At 70.2% G+C, this 22,868-nt stretch carries 17 protein-coding genes; 5 read left to right on the top strand and 12 right to left on the bottom strand.

Annotation, left to right across the window (positions count from 1 at the left end; genetic code table 11):
* Positions 1 to 2 precede the first annotated feature (2 nt).
* Positions 3 to 2,141: a 3-hydroxyacyl-CoA dehydrogenase NAD-binding domain-containing protein gene (locus tag EDF55_RS02055; RefSeq protein WP_123653270.1), complete on the top strand. Its 2,139-nt coding sequence runs from the start codon at positions 3 to 5 to the stop codon at positions 2,139 to 2,141.
* Between the two features lie 118 nt (positions 2,142 to 2,259).
* Here EDF55_RS02055 and dxs read toward each other — a convergent pair whose 3' ends face one another.
* The 5 genes from dxs to dut all read right to left on the bottom strand — a co-directional run bounded on the left by dxs (position 2,260) and on the right by dut (position 9,298).
* Positions 2,260 to 4,254: a 1-deoxy-D-xylulose-5-phosphate synthase gene (gene dxs, locus EDF55_RS02045; protein ID WP_260235717.1), complete on the bottom strand. Its 1,995-nt coding sequence runs from the start codon at positions 4,252 to 4,254 to the stop codon at positions 2,260 to 2,262.
* 131 nt (positions 4,255 to 4,385) lie between these two features.
* Positions 4,386 to 7,202 carry an aconitate hydratase AcnA gene (acnA, locus tag EDF55_RS02040; protein WP_123653269.1) on the bottom strand — a complete coding sequence of 939 codons (2,817 nt, stop codon included), beginning with the start codon at positions 7,200 to 7,202 and terminating at the stop codon, positions 4,386 to 4,388.
* Between the two features lie 128 nt (positions 7,203 to 7,330).
* Positions 7,331 to 8,101: a DUF3159 domain-containing protein gene (locus EDF55_RS02035; protein WP_260233462.1), complete on the bottom strand. Its 771-nt coding sequence runs from the start codon at positions 8,099 to 8,101 to the stop codon at positions 7,331 to 7,333.
* Positions 8,102 to 8,114: 13 nt separating this feature from the next.
* A complete protein-coding gene (locus EDF55_RS02030) occupies positions 8,115 to 8,837 on the bottom strand; it encodes a DUF3710 domain-containing protein (protein ID WP_123653267.1) in 723 nt (240 codons plus the stop codon).
* Positions 8,834 to 9,298, bottom strand: a complete 465-nt coding sequence (gene dut, locus EDF55_RS02025) for a dUTP diphosphatase (protein ID WP_123653266.1) — start codon at positions 9,296 to 9,298, stop codon at positions 8,834 to 8,836. Before dut ends, EDF55_RS02030 begins: the two co-directional genes overlap by 4 nt.
* A 65-nt stretch (positions 9,299 to 9,363) precedes the next feature.
* Here dut and EDF55_RS02020 point away from each other — a divergent pair, with 65 nt between their 5' ends.
* Positions 9,364 to 9,795 carry a DUF3093 domain-containing protein gene (locus EDF55_RS02020; protein ID WP_123653265.1) on the top strand — a complete coding sequence of 144 codons (432 nt, stop codon included), beginning with the start codon at positions 9,364 to 9,366 and terminating at the stop codon, positions 9,793 to 9,795.
* Positions 9,796 to 9,883: 88 nt separating this feature from the next.
* Here the strand turns inward: EDF55_RS02020 and EDF55_RS02015 are convergent, their stop codons facing one another.
* Positions 9,884 to 10,183, bottom strand: coding sequence for a DUF4193 domain-containing protein (locus EDF55_RS02015; protein ID WP_031263038.1), 300 nt, complete (start codon positions 10,181 to 10,183; stop codon positions 9,884 to 9,886).
* Between the two features lie 273 nt (positions 10,184 to 10,456).
* Between EDF55_RS02015 and sepH the strand changes: the two genes are divergently transcribed.
* On the top strand, positions 10,457 to 11,470 hold the full coding sequence (gene sepH / locus EDF55_RS02010; protein WP_185017053.1) for a septation protein SepH: 1,014 nt from the start codon (positions 10,457 to 10,459) through the stop codon (positions 11,468 to 11,470).
* A 57-nt stretch (positions 11,471 to 11,527) separates the two neighbouring features.
* Here the strand turns inward: sepH and EDF55_RS02005 are convergent, their stop codons facing one another.
* Positions 11,528 to 12,679 (bottom strand): alkaline phosphatase family protein, encoded by a 1,152-nt coding sequence (locus tag EDF55_RS02005; RefSeq protein WP_123653263.1) that lies wholly within the window; start codon positions 12,677 to 12,679, stop codon positions 11,528 to 11,530.
* A 59-nt stretch (positions 12,680 to 12,738) separates the two neighbouring features.
* Between EDF55_RS02005 and EDF55_RS02000 the strand changes: the two genes are divergently transcribed.
* Positions 12,739 to 15,225: a DNA topoisomerase (ATP-hydrolyzing) subunit A gene (locus tag EDF55_RS02000; protein ID WP_123653262.1), complete on the top strand. Its 2,487-nt coding sequence runs from the start codon at positions 12,739 to 12,741 to the stop codon at positions 15,223 to 15,225.
* Between the two features lie 137 nt (positions 15,226 to 15,362).
* Here the strand turns inward: EDF55_RS02000 and EDF55_RS01995 are convergent, their stop codons facing one another.
* Entirely contained in the window at positions 15,363 to 17,489 is a 2,127-nt protein-coding gene (locus EDF55_RS01995; RefSeq protein WP_123653261.1) for a type IIA DNA topoisomerase subunit B, read from the bottom strand.
* Positions 17,490 to 17,683: 194 nt separating this feature from the next.
* On the opposite strand from EDF55_RS01995, the gene EDF55_RS01990 reads away from it, so the two are divergent.
* Positions 17,684 to 17,908, top strand: coding sequence for a hypothetical protein (locus EDF55_RS01990; protein ID WP_123653260.1), 225 nt, complete (start codon positions 17,684 to 17,686; stop codon positions 17,906 to 17,908).
* 94 nt (positions 17,909 to 18,002) lie between these two features.
* Here the strand turns inward: EDF55_RS01990 and EDF55_RS01985 are convergent, their stop codons facing one another.
* The 4 genes from EDF55_RS01985 to EDF55_RS01970 all read right to left on the bottom strand — a co-directional run bounded on the left by EDF55_RS01985 (position 18,003) and on the right by EDF55_RS01970 (position 22,843).
* A complete protein-coding gene (locus EDF55_RS01985; RefSeq protein WP_123653259.1) occupies positions 18,003 to 18,776 on the bottom strand; it encodes a type 1 glutamine amidotransferase in 774 nt (257 codons plus the stop codon).
* Positions 18,773 to 20,032, bottom strand: a complete 1,260-nt coding sequence (locus EDF55_RS01980) for a MurT ligase domain-containing protein (RefSeq protein ID WP_123653258.1) — start codon at positions 20,030 to 20,032, stop codon at positions 18,773 to 18,775. The genes EDF55_RS01985 and EDF55_RS01980 overlap by 4 nt, the downstream gene beginning before the upstream one ends.
* Positions 20,033 to 20,041: 9 nt before the next feature.
* Positions 20,042 to 21,322, bottom strand: coding sequence for an RNA polymerase sigma factor (locus EDF55_RS01975; RefSeq protein WP_123653257.1), 1,281 nt, complete (start codon positions 21,320 to 21,322; stop codon positions 20,042 to 20,044).
* A 195-nt stretch (positions 21,323 to 21,517) separates the two neighbouring features.
* A complete protein-coding gene (locus EDF55_RS01970; RefSeq protein ID WP_123653256.1) occupies positions 21,518 to 22,843 on the bottom strand; it encodes a nitrate/nitrite transporter in 1,326 nt (441 codons plus the stop codon).
* Positions 22,844 to 22,868: the final 25 nt, after the last annotated feature.

The raw sequence follows: 22,868 nt of genomic DNA, 5'->3' as shown, positions 1-22,868 counted from the left end.
CCATGACCCTCGTCGACAACGACCAGCTGCTCGCACTCTCCGAGGACGAGGTCGTCACCCACTCCTACGTCAAGCACGTCGCGCTACCCTCGGGCGGCACCCTCGCGCTCATCACGCTCGACAACGGCAAGGACTACAAGCGCCCCTCGACCCTCGGCCCGCGCACGCTCATCGAGCTCTCCGGGGTGCTCGACACCCTGGGGACCGAAGCGGCGAACGGCACCGTCCAGGCCGTCGCGGTCACCGGCAAGGAGTACTGCTTCGCCGCCGGGGCCGACCTGTCCCAGGCTGCGTCCGTACCGTCGCGCGAGGTCGCCCACGACCTCGCGGCCCTCGGGCACGCGACGCTCCGGAAGTTCAGCGACCTGGGTGTCCCGTCGTTCGCGTTCATCAACGGGATCGCGCTCGGCGGCGGCCTCGAGATCGGGCTGCACTGCGACTACCGGGTGTTCTCGTCCGCCGCGCAGGGCATCGGGCTGCCCGAGGTCTTCCTCGGCATCATCCCCGGCTGGGGTGGTGCGACCCTGCTCCCCCGCCTCATCGGCCCGGAGAAGGCGCTCCGGGTCATCGTCGAGAACCCGCTCAAGAACAACCGTCTGATGGACGGCGCGGCAGCGGTCGAGCTGGGCATCGGCGACGCACTCATCCCCTCGGTGACGTTCCTGCCGTCCGCGGTCGCGTGGGCCGACGGCGTCGTGGCCGGACGGACCAAGGTCGTCCGGAAGAACGAGCCCGGCATGCTCGAGAAGGCCGCGTGGGGCACGGTCGTCAAGGTCGCCCGCTCGCAGGTCGCATCGAAGATCGGTACCGTCCCGAAGTCGCCGTTCCGTGCGCTCGACCTGGTGGCGGCCGCGAAGTCGGGCTCCCTCGACGAGCGGTTCGCCGGTGAGGACGACGCCCTCGCCGACCTGCTGTCCGGCGACCAGTTCGCGGCGTCGATGTACGCCTTCGACCTCGTGCAGAAGCGCGCGAAGCGTCCGGTCGGTGCACCGGAGGGCGTCGAGGGGAAGAAGATCACGAAGGTCGGCGTGCTCGGCGCGGGGCTGATGGCGTCGCAGTTCGCGCTGCTGTTCGCCCGTCGGCTCGGCGTCCCGGTCGTCATCACCGACGTGGACCAGGCCCGCGTCGATGCCGGTGTCGCGCGCATCCACGGAGAGGTCGCGAAGCTGCTCGAGAAGGGCCGCGTGTCCCCGGACGACGCGAACCGCATCACCGCACTGGTCAGTGGCTCGGTGTCGTACGACGCCTTCGCCGACGCCGACTGGGTCATCGAGGCCGTGTTCGAGGAGATGTCCGTCAAGCAGTCGGTCCTCGCGGCCATCGAGAAGGTGATCGCGCCGGACGCGATCCTCGCGACGAACACCTCGTCCTTGTCCGTGGGAGCGATGGCGAGCGTGCTCGAGCACCCGTCACGACTCGTCGGGTTCCACTTCTTCAACCCGGTCGCCGTGATGCCCCTCGTCGAGGTCGTCCGCGCCGCCGAGACCTCCGACGAGGCCGTCGCCACGGCGCTGTCCGTCGCGAAGACCCTGAAGAAGACGGCGATCGTGACCGCCGACCAGCCGGGCTTCGTCGTGAACCGGGTCCTCGCCCGCGTGCTCGGCGAGGCGATGCGCGGCGTCGAGGAGGGCACCCCGTTCGACGTCGTCGCCGCCGGCGCACAGCCCCTCGGGCTGCCGATGTCCCCGTTCGAGCTGCTCGAGCTCGTCGGCCTCCCGGTCGGCGCGCACGTGCTCGACTCGCACCACGCCGCATGGCCGGAGCGCTTCTACCCCGGCGACGGGCTGAAGAAGATCGCCGAGTTCGGGCACATCCTGACGCGCGACAAGAAGGGCAACGCGACCGGGTACGACCCCGCTGCCGTGAAGCTCGTCGCACCGTCGCGCCGCGATGCCTCCCCGGTCGACGCGGCCGCGATGCAGCAGCGCTTCGAGGACGCCCTCGCGGACGAACTGCACCGGATGCTCGGGGACGGCGTCGTCGAGCACGTGGAGGAGATCGACCTCGGGCTGATCCTCGGCGCGGGCTACCCGTTCCAGGCCGGTGGCATCAGCCCGTACCTCGACCGCTCCGGAGCCTCGGAACGCGTCTTCGGCGGCACGTTCCACGACCCGGCGATCGTCGGCCCCGCCTCCCGCTGATCACTGCACCCGGTCCCGCGCCGCCGCTGGTGCGGACTGGCATCGCACAACCGAAACCGCCTCGCACCACGGACGTCCGTGGTTCGAGGCGGTTTCGGTTGTGCGGCGCCGAACCGCGCTAGCGCTCGGACGACGACGACGACGACGGCGACGACGACGGCGACGCGGACGACCCCGCGCCCGCCGACCCCGCGGACGACCGCGCCCGCGCGGGCTTCGCCTGCGGCAACTTCGTCCCGACCACCTGGTCGATGACGTCGCGCGCGATCGTCTGCGCCGTGAGCCCCACGTCGGTGAGGATCTGGGAGCGCGTCGCATGGTCGATGAACTCGTCCGGCAGCCCGAGCTCGTTCACCCCGGTGTCGACGCCCGCTGCGCGCAGGTCCTGCCGCAGCCGCGTCCCGACGCCGCCGACGCGCACGCCGTCCTCGACCGTGATCACGAGCCGGTGCGACCGCGACAGCTCGATGAGCGACGCCGGGATCGGCACCACCCACCGCGGGTCGACGACGGTGACGCCGATCCCCTGCGACTCCAGCAGCGCCGCCGCCTCGAGCGCGACGGGCACCATGGACCCGACGGCCACGATCAGCACGTCCTCGTCGGACGAGTCCGACTCGTGCAGCACGTCCACGCCGTCCGACAGACGCCGGAGCGCGGGGATGTCCGGCCCGACCTGCCCCTTCGACCACCGGAGCACGGTGGGCGCGTCGTCGATCGCCACGGCTTCGCGGAACTCCTCCCGCAGCGTGGGGGCGTCACGGGGCGCGGCGATCCGGATGCCCGGCACGACCTGCAGCAGTGCGAGGTCCCACATGCCGTGGTGCGAGGGGCCGTCGGGACCGGTCACCCCGGCGCGGTCGAGCACGAACGTCACGCCGGCGCGGTGCAGCGCCACGTCCATCAGCACCTGGTCGAACGCCCGGTTGATGAACGTGGCGTACAGCGCGACGACGGGGTGCAGTCCCCCGTAGGCGAGTCCGGCGGCGGTGGTCACGGCGTGCTGCTCCGCGATGCCGACGTCGTAGACGCGTTCGGGGTGCTGCTGCTGGAACAGGTGCAGCCCGGTCGGCCGGAGCATCGCAGCCGTGATCGCGACGATCCTGGGGTCCTCGTCGCCGAGCTCCGCCAGCGAGTTCGCGAACACCGAGGTCCACGACGGGCCCGAGGCGGTCTCGAGCGACTCCCCGGTCTCGGGGTCGATGTGCCCGACGGCGTGGAACTGGTCCGCCTGGTCGCGGAGCGCCGGCTCGAAGCCGTGGCCCTTCTCCGTGATGGCGTGCACGATGACCGGCGCGCCGTAGGCCTTGGCCTGTCGGAGCGCGGCTTCCATCGCCTGCTGGTCGTGGCCGTTCACCGGGCCGATGTACTTGACGTCGAGGTTCGAGTACAGCGCCTCGTTGTTCGTGAACCGGGACAGGAACCCGTGCATCCCGCCGCGCATCCCCCGGTAGACGGCCCGGCCGGGTGCACCGAACCGTGCGGCGACCGCCTGCGTCTTCTCGAACAGGGCGCGGTACTCACGGCGCGTCCGCACCGAGTTGAGGTACCGGGCCATCCCGCCGATCGTCGGGGCGTACGAGCGCCCGTTGTCGTTGACGACGATCACGAGGCGACGGTCGTTGTCGTCGGAGATGTTGTTGAGCGCCTCCCACGTCATCCCGCCGGTGAGCGCGCCGTCGCCGACGACCGCGACGACGGTGCGTCCGGACTGGCCGGTCTGCCGGAAGGCCCGGGAGATCCCGTCCGCCCAGGACAGCGATGAGGACGCGTGCGAGGACTCGACGATGTCGTGCTCGGACTCGCTCCGCTGCGGGTACCCGGCGATGCCGCCGCGCTCCCGCAGGTGCGAGAAGTCCTGCCGCCCGGTGACGAGCTTGTGCACGTACGACTGGTGCCCGGTGTCGAAGACGAACGGGTCGTTCGGGGAGTCGAACACCCGGTGCATCGCGAGCGTCAGCTCGACGACGCCGAGGTTGGGCCCGAGGTGCCCGCCGGTCTTGGCGACCTCCGCGACGAGGAACCGCCGGATCTCCGCGGACAGTTCCGTCATCTGCGCGTCACTGAGACGCTTCAGGTCGCGCGGCGACGTGATGCTGGCGAGCAAGCTCACGGGCGCTCCTTCCATGCTGCGAATGCCCCACTCTATGCGCGTGACCAGCAGACGGACTGGAGGCCCGTGGCGGGTTCGCCACGGGCCTCCAGTCCGATCCGGTCAGCGTCAGCAGACCGTGGTCACCGCGCTCACACGAGCGAGCGGAGCACGTACTGCAGGATGCCGCCGTTGCGGTAGTAGTCCGCTTCACCGGGGGTGTCGATGCGGACCACCGCGTCGAACTCGACGGGCTGCTTGCCCTCGGGCGAGTGCTCGCTCGGCGTCGCGGTGACGTGCACCGTCTTCGGGGTGCGGCCCTCGTTGAGCTCGGTCAGCCCGGAGATCGAGACGACCTCGGTCCCGTCGAGCCCGAGGGACTCGATCGACTCGCCGACCGGGAACTGCAGCGGGACGACGCCCATGCCGATGAGGTTCGAGCGGTGGATGCGCTCGAAGCTCTCGGTGATGACGGCCTTCACGCCGAGCAGGTTCGTGCCCTTGGCCGCCCAGTCGCGCGACGACCCGGAGCCGTACTCCTTGCCGCCGAAGACGACCAGGGGGATGCCCTGCTCCTGGTAGTGCTGCGAGGCGTCGTAGATGAACGACTGCTCGCCGTCGGGCGTCGTGAAGTCACGGGTGTAACCGCCCTCCACGCCGTCGAGGAGCTGGTTGCGCAGGCGGATGTTCGCGAACGTGCCGCGGATCATGACCTCGTGGTTCCCGCGACGCGAGCCGTAGGAGTTGAAGTCCTTGCGGTCGACGCCGTGCTCGGCGAGGTACTTGCCCGCCGGGCTGTCGGCCTTGATCGAACCGGCCGGCGAGATGTGGTCGGTCGTGACCGAGTCACCGAGCTTCGCGAGCACACGGGCGCCGGAGATGTCCGAGACCGCGTCCGGGGTCATCGTCATGCCCTCGAAGTACGGGGGCTTCCGGACGTACGTCGACTCGGCATCCCACTCGAAGGTGTCGCCCGTCGGGGTCGGCAGGTTCTTCCACCGGTCGTCACCCTCGAACACGGAGCCGTACTCGTGGGTGAACATCTCGGTGTCGATGGACTCGTCGATGACCTGCTGGACCTCTGCCGCGTCGGGCCAGATGTCGGCGAGGAAGACGTCGTTGCCGTCCGAGTCCTTGCCGAGGGCGTCCTTGTCGAAGTCGAAGTGCATCGACCCGGCGAGGGCGTACGCGATGACCAGCGGCGGGGACGCCAGGTAGTTCATCTTCACGTCGGGGTTGATGCGCCCCTCGAAGTTGCGGTTGCCGGAGAGCACCGCGGTGACGGCGAGGTCGTTGTCCTGCACGGCCTGCGAGATCTCCTCGGGCAGCGGGCCCGAGTTGCCGATGCAGGTGGTGCAGCCGTAGCCCACCGTGTAGAAGCCGAGCTGCTCGAGGTAGGTCGTGAGGCCGGCCTTCTCGTAGTAGTCCGTGACGACCTTCGAGCCCGGTGCGAGCGTGGTCTTGACCCACGGCTTCGCGGTCAGGCCCTTGTTCGCGGCGTTCCGGGCGAGGATGCCGGCGGCCATCATGACCGAGGGGTTCGACGTGTTCGTGCACGAGGTGATCGCGGCGATGGCGACGGCGCCGTGGTCGATGGTGAACGGGTCGGCCCCGTCCATCAGGACCTTCGTCGGCTGCGAGGCGGTCGACGGGGCGCTCGACACGTACACGTGGTCGTGCGTCTTCGTGTCCTCGTTCGTCGAGCCGGCGGCGATCGGGTCGGAGGCCGGGAAGGTCTCCTCCACCGCGTCGTCCAGGTCGGTCTGCGCCGACGGCACCGTGTAGTTGTTCAGGTCGACCTCGAACTGGTCCTTCGCCTTCGACAGCTCGATGCGGTCCTGCGGACGCTTCGGGCCGGAGATCGACGGGACGACCGTGGAGAGGTCGAGCTCCATGTACTCGGAGTAGTTCGGCTCGACGGAGGCGTCGTGCCAGAGCCCCTGGGCCTTGGAGTAGGCCTCGACCAGGGCGATCTGCGCTTCGTCGCGGCCGGTCAGGCGGAGGTAGTCGAGCGTGACGTCGTCGACCGGGAAGATCGCGGCGGTGGAGCCGAACTCCGGCGACATGTTGCCGATGGTGGCGCGGTTCGCGAGCGGGACGGCGCTGACGCCCTCACCGTAGAACTCGACGAACTTGCCGACGACGCCGTGCTTGCGGAGTTCCTGCGTGATGGTGAGCACCACGTCGGTCGCGGTCACGCCGGCCGGGATCTCACCGGAGAGCTTGAAGCCGACGACCTTCGGGATGAGCATCGACACCGGCTGGCCGAGCATCGCTGCCTCGGCCTCGATGCCGCCGACGCCCCAGCCGAGCACGCCGAGCCCGTTCACCATGGTGGTGTGCGAGTCGGTGCCGACGAGGGTGTCCGGGTAGGCGTAGGTCTCGCCGTCGAAGTCACGCGTGTAGGTGACCTTCGCCAGGTACTCGATGTTGACCTGGTGGACGATGCCGGTTCCCGGCGGGACGACCTTGAAGTCCTCGAACGCGGTCTGGCCCCAGCGGAGGAACTGGTAGCGCTCCCCGTTCCGCTCGTACTCGAGGTCGGTGTTGCGCTGGAGCGCGTCCGTGCTGCCGAAGAGGTCGGCGATGACGGAGTGGTCGATGACCATCTCGGCCGGCGACAGCGGGTTGATCTTGTTCGGGTCCCCGCCGATGTCGGCCATCGCCTCGCGCATGGTGGCGAGGTCGACGATGCACGGGACACCGGTGAAGTCCTGCATGACCACGCGGGCCGGGGAGAACTGGATCTCGGTGTCCGGGTCGGCCTCGGGCCGCCAGGAGCCGAGCGAGCGGATCTGGTCCGCCGTGACGTTCTTGCCGTCCTCGGTGCGGAGGAGGTTCTCGAGCAGCACCTTGAGGCTGTACGGGAGCTTCTCGTGGCCGGGGACCGAGTCGATCCGGTGGATCGCGTAGTCGACACCCCCAACCGACAGTGTGTCCTTCGAGCCGAAGCTATTGACTGCAGCCACCGTGCCGCCTCCCTACTGATCGGTTTGCCCTCATCTTCGCGGGCCGCGGATCGTCCCACCAGCAAGGCAAACCTAAACCCGCCGGCTGTGGTGCGCCCGGCGGGAGATGTCTTGATGTCGAGATAACTCTACACCGCGCGGGCGTCGCCCTCGTCGCGCTTGAAGACCGTGCGGACCAGGAGCCACGTCACCCAGAGCAGCGCCGCGTACAGCGGGACACCGGTGATGAGCTTGATGCCGGCGAGGAGTTCGACCTGCGCCGTGAGGTAGAGCGGGATCTCGATGACCAGGCGGAGCGCGAACAGCCCCACCCACATCCACGTGGCCACGGTGAGGACCCGGCGCTTCGCGGGGTCGGCACGCCAGTCCATCGGGCCGCCGTCCTCGCCCTGTGCCAGCAGCCCGACGATGAGCCCGATGAGCGGACGACGGATCGCCAGGGTCACGAGGAGCCCGAGGAGGCAGACCAGGTTGATCACGATGCCCGGGATGAAGTTGCTCTCCGCTTTGCCCGTGATGAGCGCGAGGCCCGCCGAGATCGCCACGCCGAGGATGCCGGCGAAGGACATCGCGAGCGACTGGCGCTGCAGCAGTCGGAGCACGACGAACACGAGTCCGACGACCACGGGGATCACGACGCTCGGCACGAGTTCCTTCGTGACCGCGTACACGATCAGGAACGCGAACCCGGGCAGGACCGACTCGGCGAGGCCGCGGGCACCGCCGATCGCGGTCACGAGGGCCTTGCCCGACGGGGCTTCCCCTGGTGCCACCTGGCCGATGCCGGCGTTCCGGACGGCGTCGCGGAGCTGCGCGTTCAGCGAGAGCGGCTGCTCCCGCTCGTCCGCGAAGCGGTCGTCCGCGACACGGTCGTCACGGTCGTCGTCCTGCTCGGGCACCGGCACACCAGCCTCAGATCGCCGACTGCGTCGACTTCGGCATGTGCAGCGGGATCAGGTCGCGCGGCGGCATCGGCGTGCCACCACGGACGACCACGACGCTGCGGAACAGCTCCTCGATCTCCTCGGCGGACTCCGGGTCCTCCGCCGCCTTGCCCGCGATCACGCCGCGGAGGAACCAGCGGGGACCGTCGACGCCGATGAAGCGCGCGGGACGAGCACCGCCGGTGCCGCCCTCCCCGTCGACGACGACGGGGACGGTGGCGCGGAGCTCGGGACCGAACGGACCGTCGACCTCGGTCACGGAGCCGCCCTGCCGCTCGATCTGCTCGGCGATCTGCGCGCGGATCTCGTGCCAGAGCCCGGTGGAGCGGGGTGCTGCGAAGGGCTGGACCTGCAGCGTGGACTCGTCGTAGTCGAGCCCGACGGCGACGACGCGCTGCGAGCCCTCCTCGACCTCGAGCCGCAGGTGCAGGCCCTCGCGCGGCAGGATCTTCACGCCGCCGAGGTCCACGTACGGCCGGACCGGGTTCGCCTCGGTCTCGTCGAGCGGCCCGTTGTCCTCACGGTCCTCCGGTGCGGACTTGTCCGTCGGGGCCACCGCCACGACCTCGTCGAGGCCGGCGTCGGCCTCGTCGGCGAGCTCGACCTCGGGGGTCGTCTCCGCCACCTCGACGTCGCCGGCGACCGCTTCGGCCACCTCGACCTCGTCACGCTTGCGTCGCCCGATCCTCATCGCTTGGTCCCTTCCTGCTCGTTCGTGACACCGTAGCCCGATGATCCGAAGCCGCCCTGGCCGCGGACGCTGTCCGGGAGCGCGTCGACGCGGGTGAAGACCGCCTGGGTCACCGGCATCACGATCATCTGCGCGATCCGGTCGCCGACCTGCACCGCGTACGGCTCGGTGGCGTCGGTGTTCAGCAGCGCGACCTTGATCTCGCCGCGGTACCCGGCGTCGACCGTGCCGGGGGCGTTCACGATGGTGATGCCGTGCTTCGCGGCGAGACCGCTGCGCGGCACGACGAAGGCGGCGTGGCCGTCCGGGAGCGCGATCGAGAGCCCCGTGCCGACGAGCCGACGCTCACCGGGAGCGAGGACGAAGGCCTCGGTCGAGACGAGGTCGGCACCGGCATCACCGGGGTGGGCGTAGCCGGGAGCGTTCTCCCCGGTCCAGAGGACGTCGACTGGTTCGGTCACGTGTCGAGGGTAGTGCAGACCGTGACCGTTCCGTGACCTGCCCCGACTCGTGGTCGAATGGTCTCGTGACCCTGTACCGCGAACGCCTCTGGGCGCCGCCGAGCCTGTACCTGGCGACGGCGCTCGTCATCCCCGCGAGCCTCCTCGTGTTCCTCCCGATCAACATCACGACGGGGATCGTCGTCGCCGTCTGCATGGAGCTCGCCGTCCTGGTGCTCCTGTGGGTGATGGCCCCCGTCATCGAGGTGACGGAGACCGAGTTCCGCGCCGGCCGTGCCCATCTCCCCCGGACGCTGGTGGGCGACGTCGCCGGCTTCACCGGCGCGGAGGCGACGACCCAGCGCGGGCCGAAGCTCGACGCCCGTGCGTGGACGCTCTTCCGCGGCTACGTCAAGGGCGTCGTGCGCGTCGAGGTGCACGACGACGCCGACCCCACCCCCTACTGGCTGGTCAGCGTGCGCGACCCGGAGAAGGTCGCGGCGGCCCTCCGGTCCTGAGCCGTCCCGACCGCACGTCGGTCGGCAAACGCATGACGGGAGGCCCGGTGCCAGCTGGCACCGGGCCTCCCGTCGTCACATGCGTGCCCTAGAGCGCCGCGCACTCCGCGCAGACCGGGCCGAGCTTCGACTCGTGGTCGAGCTGTGAGCGGTGCTTCACGAGGAAGCACTCGACACAGGTGAACTCGTCGACCTGCGGGGGGAGCACGACGACGTCCAGGTCGACGTCGCTGAGGTCCTGCCCGGCCAGCTCGAAGCTGCCCGGGTTGTCGGAATCATCATCGACGACCCCCGACATCTTGTCGGGCACGCGCTCCTTGAGGGCCTCGATCGACTCCGAATCGGAGTTGTCGTCGGTCTTCCGGGGGGCGTCGTAATCGGTGGCCATGCCCATCCATTTCTCGTATCGAGAGGGTCGTCGCCGGAGATCGGCGGCGACAGTATCCAACACGCGCCGCCCAGATGCAAACTGAACGTCGGGTGGCTCGTCTGGCGCTGCAACCCGTCACCGCGCCCGTCCATTCCCGGGGTCCGGGAAACGATGCGGACGAGCACGCGGCACGCCCGTGCGCCTCCCCGGATTCCGCTCCCTCCCGCTGCATACTTCCCGGGTACGACGCACGACCGTACGCACGCATCGGAAGGCGGAACCATGCAAGACGTGAGAGTCATCGGAGTGGAATCCGGGGCGCTCCTGCTCGCGACCGACGGCGGCAGCGAGTTCCGGTTGCCCGTCACCTCGGCGCTGCCGGGGCAGGTCCGGCAGGCGAACCCCGACGGCACGCCGCAGAAGCGGGTGTCCCCCAAGGACGTGCAGGCGCGCATCCGGGGCGGTGCCGACGCCACCGACGTCGCGGCCGCGCTGGACGTCGACGTCGAGTACGTCCGTCGCTTCGAGGGCCCCGTCCTCGCTGAGCGTGCCTTCATCCTCGACGCCGCGCACCGCGTCGCCGTCACCCCCGTCGACGACAGCACGCCGGACACCTTCGGCGAGGCGATCACCGCCCGGCTCGACACCGGCGACGCCACCGGTGTCGCGTGGTCGAGCTGGAAGCACGTCGAGAACGGCTGGATGGTGCAGGTCCGCTACACCGCCGCCGAGGTCGAGCACGACGCCCAGTGGCACTTCGACCCGAAGACGTCGACGCTGACGCCGGACAACGGCGACGCGCACCGCCTGTCGCACACCGAGGACGAGGGGCTCGCACCGCGGCTCCGCGCCGTCGAGCTCGACCCCGAGGACACCGACGGCACCCGCTTCGACTCCGGCGCCTTCCGCGTCGACGAGCCGGACGAGGACGTCACGAACCCCGAGGTCACCGACCGCGCACCGCTCCGTCCGCCGCTCCCCCGCATCGGCACGGCGCAGATCGAGGAACGCGCCCCGGGCAACGAGACCGCCGACCTGCTCGAGGCGCTCCGGCGTCGCCGTGGCGAACGCGAGTCGGTGTCCTTCGCCGACCAGCGCGACGAGCCGCGCGGCTCCGTCAGCGTGGTGGACATCCCGCTGCAGGGCTTCGACGACACGAACGACACCGCACCGCAGCCGGACGGCCGTCCGGCATCGGCTCCGGAACCGGAGGCGCGTCAGGAGCGCAAGAAGCGCAACCGGCGCTCCATGCCGAGCTGGGACGAGATCGTCTTCGGGACGCGTCCCGACGACGACATGGCCTGAGAGCGGCCCTGGAGGCTCGAACCACCCCGGTCACGCACCTCGCGTGACCGGGGTGGTTCAGTTGGCGAAGGCGCCGGCGAGCCGCAGTGGCACGCCCACCTCGTCGTCGGTGAGGGCACCGTGCTGCCCGACCATCCGCTTCGGGTCCTTGCGCGGGTCGAGCTCCCGGTCGTCGTTGAACGCCCACGAGCCCCGCGCCACGACGACGACGTCCCCGATCCGGGGCAGCACCGCGTCGGACACCGTGCCGAACCACCCGGCCGCGACCGCGTCGTCGCGGCTGGCGACGTACGCCCGCTTGCCGTACCGCGTGCGCCACGCCTCGACCAGCGCGGGGACGTCGGTCCCCGGCGCGACGCTCAGCTGGCGGCAGCGCGGGTCCCCGGCGACCCCGACGACGTCGGCCAGCAGGTCGGGGTCGATCGCGATGTTCGCCTCGGGCGGGACGTCGAGCATCCCGTGGTCGGCCGTGACCAGCACCCCGACGTCCGGCGCCACGCGGGCGTCGAGCCGGGCCAGTTCGCCGTCGAGGAGTTCGAGCGCCGCGGTCCACTTCTCGGACTGCCACCCGGACTTGTGCCCGATCGAGTCGAGCTCCGGGACGTAGAGGTACACGAGCGAGTGACCCGTGGCGGTCTCCGCCAGGGCCGCGTCGACACGCTCGGCGATCGCGTCGGCGGCGACGTACCGGGCGCCGCCGAGGACGTTCGCGGTCATGCCCGACGTGCGGTAGCGGGCCGGACCCACAACCACGGGGTCGATGCCGAGCGCGGCGGCCTCGGTGAACAGCGTCGGGGCGAGGAGCCACCCGGCCGGGACCTCGGAGTCCCACCCGCCGAGCAGGTTCATCACCGTGCCCGTGTCCGGGTTCCAGCCGGTGTACCCGACCACGCCGTGCGTCCCGGGCGAGCGGCCGGTCGTCAGGGTGGAGAGCGCCGCTGCCGTCGTCGTGGGGAACCCGCTGCGCAGGCGCTTCCGGGAGGCCGCCAGGAACCGCGCGTGCCCGGCGCGCGCTGCGAGGGAGCCCGCACCGAGGCCGTCGACCAGGACGACGACGACGGAACGTGCGGGACGGAGGGCGATCCGTGCCTCCAGGCCGTGTGATCGCACCCACGCGTCGTCCGCGGCGCCGAGCGCCACCAGGCAACTCGGGAGCACGTCGGCGAGGTTCGCGGTGTCGTCGGGGGTGGTCGGTACGCTGGTTGCCATCCCCAGAAGTCTCCCAGATCACGCTGGGCCGGATCGTTCTGGGCCTGCAGGAAGGTGCCATGGCACGCACGGACGCAGTCGGTCTGCCCGACGGTGAGCGCATCGAGGACGTCGACGTCTCCGAGGAGATGCAGGGCTCCTTCCTCGAGTACGCGTACTCCGTCATCTACTCGCGCGCGCTCCCGGACGCGCGGGACGGCCTCAAGCCGGTGCAGCGCCGCATCCTGTACCAGATGTCCGAGATGGGCCTCCGGCCCGATCGCGGCCACGTCAAGAGTGCCCGTGTCACCGGTGAGGTGATGGGCAAGCTGCACCCGCACGGTGACGGTGCGATCTACGACGCCCTCGTCCGGATGGCGCAGCCGTTCACGATGCGCGTCCCGCTGGTCGACGGCCACGGCAACTTCGGCTCGCTCGACGACGGCCCCGCCGCCGCCCGGTACACCGAGGCGCGCCTGGCCGAGCCGTCGATGGCGATGACCGAGGGGCTCGGCGAGGACGTCGTCGACTTCGTCCCGAACTACGACAACCAGATCATGCAGCCGGGCGTGCTGCCGGCGGCGTTCCCGAACCTCCTGGTGAACGGGGCGTCGGGAATCGCGGTCGGCATGGCGACGAACATGGCGCCGCACAACCTCGGCGAGGTGGTCGAGGCGGCGAAGCACCTGCTGATGAACCCCCGAGCCACCCTCGAAGAGCTGATGGAGTACGTGCCGGGGCCGGACCTGCCCTCCGGCGGCACGATCGTCGGGCTCTCCGGCGTGCGCGACGCGTACGCCACCGGCCGCGGCACGTTCCGCACCCGGTCGAAGGTCTCCGTCGAGAACCTGACGCCCCGGAAGACCGGGCTCGTCGTCACCGAGCTCCCCTACCTCGTCGGCCCGGAACGGGTGATCGAGAAGATCAAGGACGGCGTCCAGTCCAAGAAGCTCGTCGGCATCTCGGACGTCAACGACCTCACGGACCGGAACCACGGCCTGCGGCTCGTGATCGGCATCAAGTCCGGCTTCAACGCCACCGCCGTGCTCGAGCAGCTGTACAAGCACACGCCGCTCGAAGAGGGCTTCGGGATCAACAACGTCGCGCTCGTGGGCGGGTCCCCGAAGACCCTCGGGCTGCGTGAGCTGCTCGACGTCTACGTGCAGCACCGGCTCGCGGTCGTGACGCGCCGCTCCGAGTACCGGCTGGCACGTCGCCGTGAGCGCCTGCACCTCGTCGAGGGCCTGCTCGTCGCGATCCTCGACATCGACGAGGTCATCGAGGTCATCCGCTCCTCGGACGACTCCGAAGCCGCACGATCCCGCCTGCAGGACGTCTTCGACCTGTCCGAGGTGCAGGCCGAGTACATCCTCGAACTGCGGCTCCGTCGCCTGACGAAGTTCTCCCGCCTCGAGCTCGAGGGCGAGCGTGACCAGCTCCTCGCCGACATCGCCGCCCTCGAAGAGCTGCTGGCGTCCGACGAACGGCTCCGCGCCCAGGTCGCGCTCGAGCTCACCGAGGTCTCGGACAAGTTCGCCACGCCGCGCCGCACCCTGCTGACCGAGGCCGACGCACCGGTCCGCGGCGGCAAGAAGGCCGTCGTGAACCCCGAGGACCTGCAGGTCGCGGACGCACCGTGCCGCGTGCTGCTCTCCACCACCGGGAGGATCATCCGCGTCGACATCCCGTCGTCCGAGCTCGACGTCGTCCGGGTGCCCAAGCGCTCCAAGCACGACGCCGTCCTCGGCTCCGTGATCAGCACCGTCCGCGGACAGGTCGGTGCCCTGACCTCCACGGGGCGCATCGTCCGGTTCTCCCCCGTCGACGTCCCCGCCGTGCCGCCCGCCGCGGTCCGGCTCGACGCCGGCGTCCGGATCAACGACTACATCGGCATCCCCCGGTCGGAGTCCGTGGTCGCGATCGTGGACCTGAGTGCCGCTTCGGATCTCTCGGTCGCGATCGGCACGGCGCAGGGCGTCGTGAAGCGGGTCGTCCCCGGAGCCTGGCCGGACAAGCCGGACTTCGTCGCGATCGGCCTGAAGCCGGGCGACTCGGTCGTCGGCGCGACGCAGTCGCCGGAGACGGACGACCTCGTGTTCATCACCTCGAACGCGCAGCTGCTGCGGTTCCCGGCGTCGGCCGTCCGCGCGCAGGGGCTCCCCGCCGGTGGCGTCGCCGGTGTCGCACTGGCTGCGGGCGCGTCGGTGATCTGGTTCGGCGCGGTCGCCCCCTCCGAGGACGCCGTCGTCGCCACCGTGTCCGCGTCCTCCTCGGCGCTGCCGGGGACCGACACCGGGCGCGCGAAGGTGTCCTCGTTGTCGGAGTTCCCGGCGAAGGGCCGTGCCACCCAGGGTGTCCGGGCGCACGCGTTCCTCAAGGGCGAGGACGGGCTCACCGTGGCGTGGGCGGGCATCGCGCCGCCGCACGCGGTCGGGGCCGACGGGGCCGCACGGACCCTGCCCGACTGGCTGTCGAAGCGGGACGGCTCGGGCAGCCCGCTCGAGGCGGTCATCGGGTCGATCGGCGGCAGCGCCGCGGCGCTCGACGGCACGCGCGGCGAGGCGTAGGCGCCGCGCGCGCGCCGGCGCGCGCCGCGCCGCGCTTCTGGTGCGCGAAAGCGACAGTGGTCGGCCGGTCTCCGGCCGACCACTGTCGCTTTCCGCCACCACTTCGCGCGCACGCCCGCCCGCCGGGCGCCTGCGCGTCAGACGTCGATGCGGTCGCGGTCCAGGCCCTCGCCGGCGAGGATGAACTCCTTGCGCGGGGCCACGTCGTTGCCCATGAGCAGCTCGAAGACCTTCGCGGCACCCTCGGCGTCGTTGACGTTCACCCGGCGCAGTGTGCGGTGCGCACGGTCCATCGTGGTCTCCGCCAGCTGGTCCGCGTCCATCTCGCCGAGGCCCTTGTACCGCTGGATCGGCTCCTGGTACTTCTTGCCGGACTTCTCGAGCTTCTTCAGGAGCGTCTGCAGTTCCTGCTCGGAGTAGGTGTAGATCGTGTCGTTCGGCTTGCCGCGGTTCACCACGACGACCCGGTGCAGCGGCGGCACGGCGGCGAAGACCCGACCCTGCTCGATCATCGGGCGCATGTACCGGAAGAACAGGGTCAGGAGCAGCGTCCGGATGTGGGCGCCGTCGACGTCGGCGTCGGACATGATGATGACCTTGCCGTAGCGAGCCTGGTCGAGTTCGAACGTGCGACCCGAGCCGGCACCGATGACCTGGATGATCGACGCGCACTCGGCGTTGCTGAGCATGTCGGAGACCGAGGCCTTCTGCACGTTCAGGATCTTGCCGCGGATCGGCAGCAGCGCCTGGTACTCGCTGTTGCGCGCGAGCTTGGCGGTGCCGAGGGCGGAGTCCCCTTCGACGATGAAGAGCTCCGTGCCCTCGACGTCGTTCGAGCGGCAGTCCGCGAGCTTCGTCGGCAACGACGAGTTCTCCAGCGCGTTCTTCCGGCGCTGGGTCTCCTTGTGGGCGCGGGCCGAGATCCGGGACTTCATCTCGGAGACGACCTTCTCGAGCAGGGCCGCCGCCTGGGCCTTCTCGGTGCGCTGCGTCGAGGTGAGGATCTCGGTCAGGCGCTTGGACACGACCTGGTCGACGATCTTCCGGACCGCCGGGGTGCCGAGCACTTCCTTCGTCTGGCCTTCGAACTGCGGCTCGGGCAGCCGGACCGTCAGCACGGCGGTCATGCCGGCGAGGACGTCGTCCTTGTCGAGCTTGTCCTGGCCGACCTTGAGCTTGCGGGCGTTCGCTTCCACCTGGGTGCGGACGGCCTTCATCACGCCGCTCTCGAAGCCGGCCTGGTGCGTGCCGCCCTTCGGCGTCGCGATGATGTTGACGAAGCTGCGGAACACGGTCTCGTAGCCGCCGCCCCAGCGGAGCGCCAGGTCCACCTCGCACGAGCGCTCGACGTCGGTGGACACCATGTGGCCCTTGTCGTCGAGCATCGGCACGGTCTCGGTGAAGGTCCCGGTGCCCTGGACGCGCCAGACGTCGGTCAGCGCGGTGTCCGGGGCGAGGTGCTCGACGAACTCGCCGATCCCGCCTTCGTACCGGAAGCGTTCGATGACCGGACCGGTGTCGACCGCGGTGCCGGTGGCTTCGGCCCGGGCGGCTGCCGCTTCGATCGCGGCCGGACGCTCGTCGGTGATGGTCAGGCCGAGTCCGGGGACCAGGAACGCGGTCTGGCGCGCCCGGTTGACCAGGTCGGACATGCTGAAGGCAGCGTCCTTCGTGAAGATCTGACGGTCGGCCCAGTAGCGGATCCGCGAGCCGGTGACACCCTTCTTGACCTTGCCCACGACACGGAGCTCGCTCCCCGAGGTGAACGGGCTGAACGGCGCGTCCGGGCCGATGCCCTTCGCGTCGTCGAAGGTGCCGGGCTCGCCGCGGTGGAAGGACATCGCGTAGGTCTTGCCGCCGCGGTCGACCTCGACGTCGAGGCGCTCCGACAGCGCGTTCACGACCGAGGCGCCGACGCCGTGCAGACCACCGGAGGCCGCGTACGACCCCGAGCCGAACTTGCCGCCGGCGTGCAGCTTGGTGAACACGACCTCGACCCCGGTGAGGCCGGTCTTCGGTTCCACGTCGACCGGGATGCCACGCGCGGTGTCGGTGACCTGGACGGAGCCGTCCGGGAACAGCCGCACGCCGATCTCGTCACCGTGGCCGGCGAGGGCTTCGTCGACGGAGTTGTCGATGATCTCCCACAGGCAGTGCATGAGGCCGCGGGAGTCCGTCGAGCCGATGTACATGCCGGGACGCTTCCGAACGGCCTCGAGTCCTTCGAGGACGGAGAGATGGCGTGCGGAGTAGTCGGAGCTCACCTCCCGAGAATACCGAGCACCACCGACACTCCCCGCGCTGACACTCGCACTGGGGGCCGCCGATCCGCGCTCAGCGAAATGGGGGTCCCACAATGCGACGTATTCAGGCAGCACGTGTTGAAATGGGTGGACCCGACCGCACCCCGTGCGGATGGGCCGACCCGCACCACCTGCGATCCGTGAGGAGCACAGCAATGACCCAGACCGTGCAGGACCTCTCCATCGACGAACTCGGCAGCCACCAGCTCACCGCTGCTGACCGTTGCGACAGCTGCGGCGCGCAGGCGTACATCCGAGCCACCATGGCGAGCGGTGAACTGTTCTTCTGCGCCCACCACGGCGCGGAGTTCAAGGACAAGCTCGCCGCCACCGCCATCGAGTGGCACGACGAGAGCAGCCGACTCTACGAGTCGAAGTAGTCGCGCCCGACGCGACGCGACGCAACCCAGAACGAACGGGAGGCACGGTGCCAGCTGGCACCGTGCCTCCCGTCGTTCGTTCGTTCGGTCGCGCTCAGGCGATGCGCTTGAACGCCTTGTCGACGTAACGGTCGACGGTGGCTCGCGCTTCGCGCGCGTACCGGTCGATCGACGCCGTGCGCTCCGGGTCCGGCGCGTACTCGCGGCCGAGACGTGCCGTCGCGGCCGCGAGGACCGCGTCGGTGAGCGCGGGGTTCAGCGGCAGGAGCGGCCCCTGGGTGTGGGTGCCGAACGAGGTCCCGCTGATCGCACCCTCGACCGCGGAACCGGCCTGGTTGCCGCCACCCGAGACGACGTCCGCGAACGGGGTCACCCCGGCGCCGAGCTCGATCTTCGTGGCGTGGTCCTCGAAGCCCGCGAGCCGCTTGGACGCGCCGGGGAGCAGCGGGTACCGCGTCTCGAGGACGAAGTAGTTCACCCGGCGCTCGGCTCCGCGGACGGCTCGGGCGTCGAACACGCCGAAGCCGGCGAGCGGCGCACCGTCGGTCGGGACGATCTCGGTCGTCGCGAGGTCGAACCCGCCACCGACGGCCACGATCGGGACGCCGTCGGCCGCGAACGACCGGAGGGGTGCGGCGATCCGGGCCACGTCGGCACCGAGGGACCGCATCGCGCTGAGCGGGCCGTTGCCCACCACGACGACGTCAGCGGCGGTGGGGAGCTCGTCGCCGGGGGCGTACTCGAGCACCTCTGTGGGGATGTCGGCGGCGTCCGCGCGGCGCGTCAGGGCCACCACGTTGCCGCGGTCCCCCGACACACCCATCTGCCGCGGGTAGACGTGCAGGATCCTCAGGCGTTCGGCCGTCATGCGGTCTTCTCCAGGTCCGGGTGGCCGAGGGCCTTCCGGGCGATCATCATGATCTCGTAGTTGACGATGAAGTTCTTCGTCCCGCTGGTGGTCGCACCGAGGCCCTGCATGTGCTTGATCGCGGCTTCGACGTCGGGCTCCACGCGGCCGATCCGGACGCCGGCGTGCTCGAGGGCGATCGCGATCTGCCAGGCCTTGTCCCCGGAGACGACGTCAACGTGGTCGAGCTTGGAGAAGTCGATGTCGTAGATCCACGAGATGTCCGGCGTGCCCTCGTCGATCGCCATGAGCACCTGTTCGGGGTGGTCCGGCAGCGCGTCGAGGTTGAGCTGGAGGCTCGCGGCGTTCTTGAACATCGTGAACTCGGCGGACTCGCCGGCGATGGGCAGCCGCTCACCGCGACCGTACGCCGGCTTCATCTTCGCGAACGCGGCGGTCACGGAGGACGCACGGAACTGGGCCCCGAGCGCGGCGCTGGCCGTCGCCGTGGCCGCTGCGGCGTCGACCGCGTAGTGCAGCCCACGGGCGGGCAGGCGCACCGGGATGTCCGCGCCGTCGAAGGCGATGGTGGCGGCATCGCCGCGGTTCTCGATGACCACGGAGTCCGCAGCCGTCTCCGAACCGGCTGCCCGACCGAAGTCGTCCGCGTTCTGCAGGCCGTTCGGGGCGGCCGCGACGATCTCGGCGCTCGCACCGAAGCGGAGCACGCGCTGCCCGTCGACACCGACGTAGGCGTCGAGGAACTGGTCGTCGTGGTTCGTGATCACGTTCGCGGTGGACAGTGCCGCCGTGTCGAGCATCATGGCCGCGACGCGCTCGGTCTCGAAGAACCGGTAGAGCTGGTCGACCTGCACGTTGAGCATCGTCACCGTGGAGGGCGACAGGATCCCCGCGAGCTCGACGGCGAAGGCCTCGTCGACCTCGAGGATGCCGATGTCCGCCTTGAGTCGGCCGCCGAGGGAGACCTCGGACAGCAGCGCCGACGCGATGCCCTGCGGCAGGTTCGCGCCGGAGGGGTTCGTGAACACGCGGAGCCCGTGCGCACGGACGATCTCGGAGATCATGTGCGTCGTCGTGGACTTGCCGTTCGAGCCGAGCACGAACACGACGCCGTTCGGGAACTGCTTCGTCACGTGCTGGAGGAAGTCCGGCACGAGCTTCAGGACGATGTAGCCCGGGTAGGCGGACCCGCCGCCCCGCGCGCGAGCGAGGGCACGGAGGATCCGCCCGATGAGGATCGGGATGAAGAAGCGCACCGCGGCGGCCTACTCGAGGTAGTCGCGCAGCGACTGCGACCGCGACGGGTGGCGGAGCTTCGCCATCGTCTTGGACTCGATCTGCCGGATGCGCTCACGCGTCACGCCGAACGTGTCACCGATCTGGTCGAGCGTCTTCGGCTGGCCGTCACCGAGACCGAAGCGCATGCGGATCACGCCCGCTTCACGCTCGGACAGGGAGTCGAGCAGGCTCTCGAGCTGCTTCTGCAGCATCGTGAAGCCCACCGCGTCGGCCGGGACGACCGCTTCGGTGTCCTCGATGAGGTCACCGAACTCGGAGTCGCCGTCTTCACCGAGCGGGGTGTGCAGCGAGATCGGCTCGCGGCCGTACTTCTGCACCTCGACGACCTTCTCCGGGGTCATGTCGAGCTCGCGGGCGAGCTCTTCCGGAGTGGGTTCGCGACCGAGGTCCTGCAGCATCTGCCGCTGGACACGAGCGAGCTTGTTGATGACCTCGACCATGTGCACCGGGATGCGGATGGTGCGGGCCTGGTCGGCCATGGCGCGGGTGATGGCCTGACGGATCCACCAGGTCGCGTAGGTCGAGAACTTGAAGCCCTTGGTGTAGTCGAACTTCTCGACCGCACGGATCAGGCCCAGGTTGCCTTCCTGGATGAGGTCGAGGAACTGCATCCCGCGGCCCGTGTAGCGCTTGGCGAGCGACACGACCAGGCGGAGGTTCGCACCGAGGAGGTGCGACTTCGCGCGCTGACCGTCACGAGCGACCCAGCGGAGCTCACGCTCTTCGGGCTTCGAGAGGCCGGTCGAGTGCTGCAGCTTGTCCTCGGCGAACAGGCCGGCCTCGATGCGCATCGCGAGCTCGACTTCCTGCTCGGCGTTGAGCAGCGCGACCTTGCCGATCTGCTTCAGGTAGTCCTTGACGGGGTCGGCCGTCGCACCCGTGATGGTGGTCGAGTAGACCGGTGCTTCGTCGTCGTCGGACTGCGAGATGACGAGCGCGCCCGCGGCGACCGCGTTGGCCGCTTCGGCAGCAGCCGTCGCCGGCTTCTCCTCGGCGTCGTCGTCGGTGTCGTCCGTCGCGTCGACGTCGACCGGCTCGACGGTCTCTTCGTCGGCGTCGTCGTCCGCCGCGGCCTTCTTGGTCGCCGGCTTCTTCGCTGCCGCCTTCTTCGGGGCCGCCTTCTTGGCGGGGGTCTTGGTGGCGCGCTTCTTCGGCGCAGCCGTGCCGTCGGTCTCGGTGGCGTTAGCCTCCGTCACCTGGTCGGCGTTGTCCTTCGTGGGATCGATCGTCGTGCTCCGGGCAGCCATGCGATCACCTCTCTCGTCGTGCCACGTTCCTGGGGTCGTGGCCTTCCCTCGCCGCCCAGGGCCCGCGCCGCAGTTCCCCCGCGTCGCTGGTCCTCGTTGTCCGGGCAGCACTAGGACCCATGTCAAGTCCCCCACTGAATCCGGCGCACTTGAGGAGCACCTGAACACGGGGAACCCGAACGGGTCCGGCTCTCATTATTGCACGCTCTGCTTCCGTAGGCGTGCAACGAGTGCAACCCAGAGCGGGGCCACCCGTATTCCGTCCTGCACCTGCATCAGGGCGCGGGTCCGGCGGCGCGCGTGCAGGAGCATCGCCACCCCGAACCCGATGACGAGGTACTGCACGGTGAGGGCGATCCGGAAGTTCGACCACGCGAAGACCGTGTCGCCCGTCGCCCGCGAGACGACGTCGAGCAGGACGCCGATGCAGTACATCATCACGAACGCCGCGAGGAACCCGCCGACGTTCACGACGCCGTTCGCGGACCCCAGCGACCCCATCGGGTTGAAGGAGCGGGCGAAGTCGAACCCGATCAGCGAGCCCGGACCGCCGATGCCCATCGCGACGACGAGCAGCACGAGCAGCCAGGTCGGCGGGTGGTCCGGCCAGAGCAGCACCGCCGTCCACACCACGCCGAGCAGCACGACGACGCCGAGCACCAGGTTCGACCGGCGGAGCGGGAACCGGGCGCAGAGGATCCCGAGGAGCGGCCCGGCGACGAAGCCCACGACGACGATCACGGTGAGGAAGCCCGCCGCTTCGGTCGCGGAGTAGCCGAGCCCGCGGAGCATCGGCACACCCCAGAGCAGGCTGAACACGGTGCCGGAGGACTGCGTGACGTAGTGCGACCAGAAGCCGAGCTGCGTCCCCGGACGCCGGAGCGCGTGCCCGAAGGTGTGGAACGCGCCCGACCACGTGTGCGGGAGCGGCAGCGGGATGGTGTCCGTGCGCACCGGCACCGGACCGTTCCGGACGAACACGAACGCCAGGGCGAGACCGACGGCACTCGCCCCGGCGGCGACCGAGTACGCGACCGACCAGCCGGCGGTGTGCAGCAGCAGGGCGAACGGGAACGCCGAGGCGATCTGGCCGATCTGGCCGAGGTTGCCGGTCCACTGCGAGATCTGCGGCAGGATCCGCCCGCTGAACCACATCGGCAGCAGCCGGATCACCGAGATGAACGTCATCGCGTCGCCCGCCCCGACGAGGATGCGTCCGACGATGGCAGGTCCGATCGTCGGTGACACCGCGACGACGGCCTGTCCGACGGTCAGCAGGAGCGCGCCGAGCAGCACGAGCCGGCGCGGGCCGATCCGGTCGAGGGCGATGCCGACGGGGATCTGCAGGCCCGCGTAGACGGCGATCTGCACGACCGCGAGGGTGGACAGGACGGCGGCGGAGACCGCGAAGCGGTCCTGCGCGTCGACACCGGAGACGCCGAGCGAGGACCGCTGCACGACCGCCAGGACGTACGCGAGGACCGCGACGCCCCACACGACGACGGCACGGCGGGAGTTCATCCGGAAAGGCTATCGGCGCGGCCCC

The sequence above is a fragment of the Curtobacterium sp. ZW137 genome (genome assembly GCF_003762905.1).
In the GTDB taxonomy this organism is placed as follows: Bacteria; Actinomycetota; Actinomycetes; order Actinomycetales; family Microbacteriaceae; genus Curtobacterium.
The sequence above is the reverse complement of the archived record's forward strand: the minus strand, read 5'-3'. Positions and strand labels throughout refer to the sequence as shown.